The sequence below is a fragment of the Blastomonas sp. CCH1-A6 genome (assembly GCF_001556365.1).
Lineage (GTDB): Bacteria > Pseudomonadota > Alphaproteobacteria > Sphingomonadales > Sphingomonadaceae > Blastomonas > Blastomonas ursincola.
Map to the genome: position 1 here is coordinate 1 of NZ_LSIS01000378.1, position 2,563 is coordinate 2,563.

The window sequence follows — 2,563 nt, forward strand, 5'->3', positions numbered from 1 at the left end:
TGAGGCTGTTCTGCAGCCGGGTATAGCTGTCGATCAGGCCGACGACCTGCTGCGTCGTGAACGCGGCGGCGAACGTGCCAGCCAGCCCGCGCAGGCTTCCCCCGATCGCGGCGCTTGACCGGCTGAACTGCTGCTCGAGCCGTTGCACATCGCGGTCGATGCGGTTGAACGATTGCTGCGAAAGCGCGGTCGCGGATTTGAGCTCGGCCCGATAGCGGCCCATCTCGGCGCGCAGCTGGACAATGACGGGATCTACCTCTGTCATCAGTTGGGCGCTCCAAGGCCGTGCGCCGCGGTGAACCGGCGCAGTTTGTCCAGCTTTTCAGGGTCGGGAGCGCTGTTGCTGGTATCGGCGTGCATGGCGTTCCATCCGGCAAGAAGGGCCGTGTATTCCCACCACGTCAGAGCCTCGGGGTTTACGTGCATCGCCGCGCAGTTGGCGTAGATCACGCTGGGGTCGCAGAATCCGCTTGCGTCTCGCTGGCGCCGTCCGCTTCCGGCGTTACTGCTTTTTTTTTAGCCTGGTATCCGACGATACGGGCGTAGAGGATCGCGGCGGCGATATCCCACGCGGCAACCAGTGGCATCGGGTGCACATAGGTTTCGACAAGGCGCTTGGCGTCGAGGGGGGAGACCCGCACGGTCTCGCCATCGACAATGCCCTCACCGCCGCCGATCAGGGCGAGCCGGATCGTCTCGTAGACTTCCTGGACCGCCGCCTCGGCCTGGTCGGGCACGCCGATATGAACACCATCGCCGATCAGCGCGCGGCCAGCCATGACGCTGGAATAGATCGCGAGGATGTTCTTGCGCTGGCGCGCGCCGTCGGGGCCGGTCGTACCGCACTTTTCCTGCAGCTCGATAATTTGCGGCAGTTTCAGGTCGAAGGCATAGGTGCCGTCGGCGAACTCAAGGGAGAGGGCGGTTTCCATGCGTCATGCCGCCGCCCAGGCCAGCGCTCCGTCGCCTTCAAGGGTCAGCTCGATCGCGGAGTCGCTATCGCGGTTGACGTTGATGTTCTTGGCCGTCAGGACAGCGCCGCCCGACCACGTGCCGAGCAGGTCGCCCGCATCGGTGCCGTCGTCGTCATAGGCCTCGACCTTGTAGTTGTTCAGCTTGCCGAGCAGGGCGCGAAGATTGGTTTCCTCGCTCGCGTTGGTGAGGCCGGATGCCGTGATGGTCCACGAGGTGCCGTTGACCTTGACCTTCGTGACGCCAGGCTTGTTGGGGGTGGCGCAATCGCGGACGCGGCGCGAGGTGGTGTCGACGCTCTCGTTGACCGCGACATCGATGATACCGCAGACGGTCGTGAAAACTTCGGGAGTTGCGCCGTTGCCCACCTTGAGCAGGCCAAAATCAAACTCGTTGGGAAGGCTCATGCCATGATCTCCGCGCGTGGATATTGCGCGGGATGCTATGGCGTTTGTCAGTCCTCTTTACGGACGACGCGGAATTGACGGCGCGCGCGCTCGGCTTCCCAATCGGCTTGCGATGGTGCCTCGGCCTCGATCGCCATCATGCGGATGAGGTGCGCGGATTCTGGCCCTGCCTCGTCCGCCATCTCCTCGATATCGTCGAGATCGATCAGCCCGCGCTTGTAAAGTTGCTTGATCAGCGCCAGTGCGGCGGGGTCGGGGGTTTCTGCCATCGCGCCGACAGTATCACGCGGCGATGACCCTTGCACGAAAATCCGTGACCGCGTGGAAAGCTTCCGGCTCGGCGCCATCGACCAGCAAGTCGGTGTTGATGCACTTGAGCGTCATCGTGCCCCCGGCGAGCGGCAAGCGCGCCTTGTGCAGCGCCGCCTCGATCGCGGACTGGATCAGCCCGGCATGATCCTCGGCTGTCTGCGTGACCTGCCTGCCGTTCTTGACCGGCTTGGCGAAGGCGTGCACGACGATGCGGCCCACGCCGCCCGCGACGCACGCGGCGTCGAGCGGGGCGAAGGTGATCGAGCCGAGCTTGATGAACGGCCAGGTCGGCTCGGAAAGCGGGGATTGGCCGTGGATCGAAGCGGCAGGAACGAGCGCGGTAACGCCCGTGTCAGCTTTCAGGGCTGTCAGCACCGCTTGGCGGGACAGTCTGACCAGTCCGGTTGCCATTGCGCTTCTCCTTGATGACGTTGGCCGCGAGCGCCGCCGCCGCGTGATCGTCGGGCATGTCGTGCGTCCCGGCGGGGTATTCGATGGTCAGCAGCGGGGTGCGATAGGTCCAGCTCTGGTCAAGCGTTACGTTCATGTTCAATCCTTTGCGTTGCTGCGCGATTGGCGCACGGCCTGCGATACGGCCCGCTCGACCAGCGCCACGACCTCGGCGCGCTTCTTGTCGCGCGCCGGGCGCATGAAGGGACGGGCGGCCATCTTCGATGTGCCGAACTCGAGCGGGATGGAATAGGGCGCGTTGCTCGACACCTCGACCAGCAGCGGCCCCTTCTGCACCGTCTCGATATTGTCGCCCAGCCTGCCCGTGTCCTGGTTCGGCGGCTCGCCGGGCTTGGACGGGACGTGGTTCTTGCCGCTGACCGCGCCTTGCGTGATCGAAAGCTGCGCCTCGACCTGGATGC

Annotated in this window: 8 protein-coding genes; all 8 read right to left on the bottom strand. The window is 64.8% G+C overall.

Features of this window, described 5'->3' with window-relative positions; genetic code table 11:
• The coding region (locus AX735_RS17620) for a hypothetical protein (RefSeq protein ID WP_156447536.1) at positions 1 to 265 on the bottom strand (265 nt) is incomplete at its 3' end.
• A complete protein-coding gene (locus AX735_RS17625; RefSeq protein WP_066045916.1) occupies positions 265 to 450 on the bottom strand; it encodes a hypothetical protein in 186 nt (61 codons plus the stop codon). The genes AX735_RS17625 and AX735_RS17620, both read right to left, overlap by 1 nt.
• On the bottom strand, positions 447 to 932 hold the full coding sequence (locus AX735_RS17630) for a GTA-gp10 family protein (protein WP_066282845.1): 486 nt from the start codon (positions 930 to 932) through the stop codon (positions 447 to 449). The genes AX735_RS17625 and AX735_RS17630 overlap by 4 nt, the downstream gene beginning before the upstream one ends.
• Before the next feature lie 3 nt (positions 933 to 935).
• Positions 936 to 1,379 carry a phage tail tube protein gene (locus tag AX735_RS17635; RefSeq protein WP_066282846.1) on the bottom strand — a complete coding sequence of 148 codons (444 nt, stop codon included), beginning with the start codon at positions 1,377 to 1,379 and terminating at the stop codon, positions 936 to 938.
• Between the two features lie 47 nt (positions 1,380 to 1,426).
• Entirely contained in the window at positions 1,427 to 1,648 is a 222-nt protein-coding gene (locus AX735_RS17640; protein ID WP_066045925.1) for a hypothetical protein, read from the bottom strand.
• A 13-nt stretch (positions 1,649 to 1,661) separates the two neighbouring features.
• Complete coding sequence (locus AX735_RS17645; RefSeq protein WP_082751181.1) at positions 1,662 to 2,102, bottom strand: DUF3168 domain-containing protein; 441 nt, start codon at positions 2,100 to 2,102, stop codon at positions 1,662 to 1,664.
• Positions 2,044 to 2,238, bottom strand: coding sequence for a hypothetical protein (locus tag AX735_RS25295; protein WP_066282853.1), 195 nt, complete (start codon positions 2,236 to 2,238; stop codon positions 2,044 to 2,046). Before AX735_RS25295 ends, AX735_RS17645 begins: the two co-directional genes overlap by 59 nt.
• A 2-nt stretch (positions 2,239 to 2,240) precedes the next feature.
• Positions 2,241 to 2,563 (bottom strand): HK97-gp10 family putative phage morphogenesis protein (locus AX735_RS17655; RefSeq protein ID WP_066282856.1); only part of this gene is annotated, 323 nt, incomplete at its 5' end.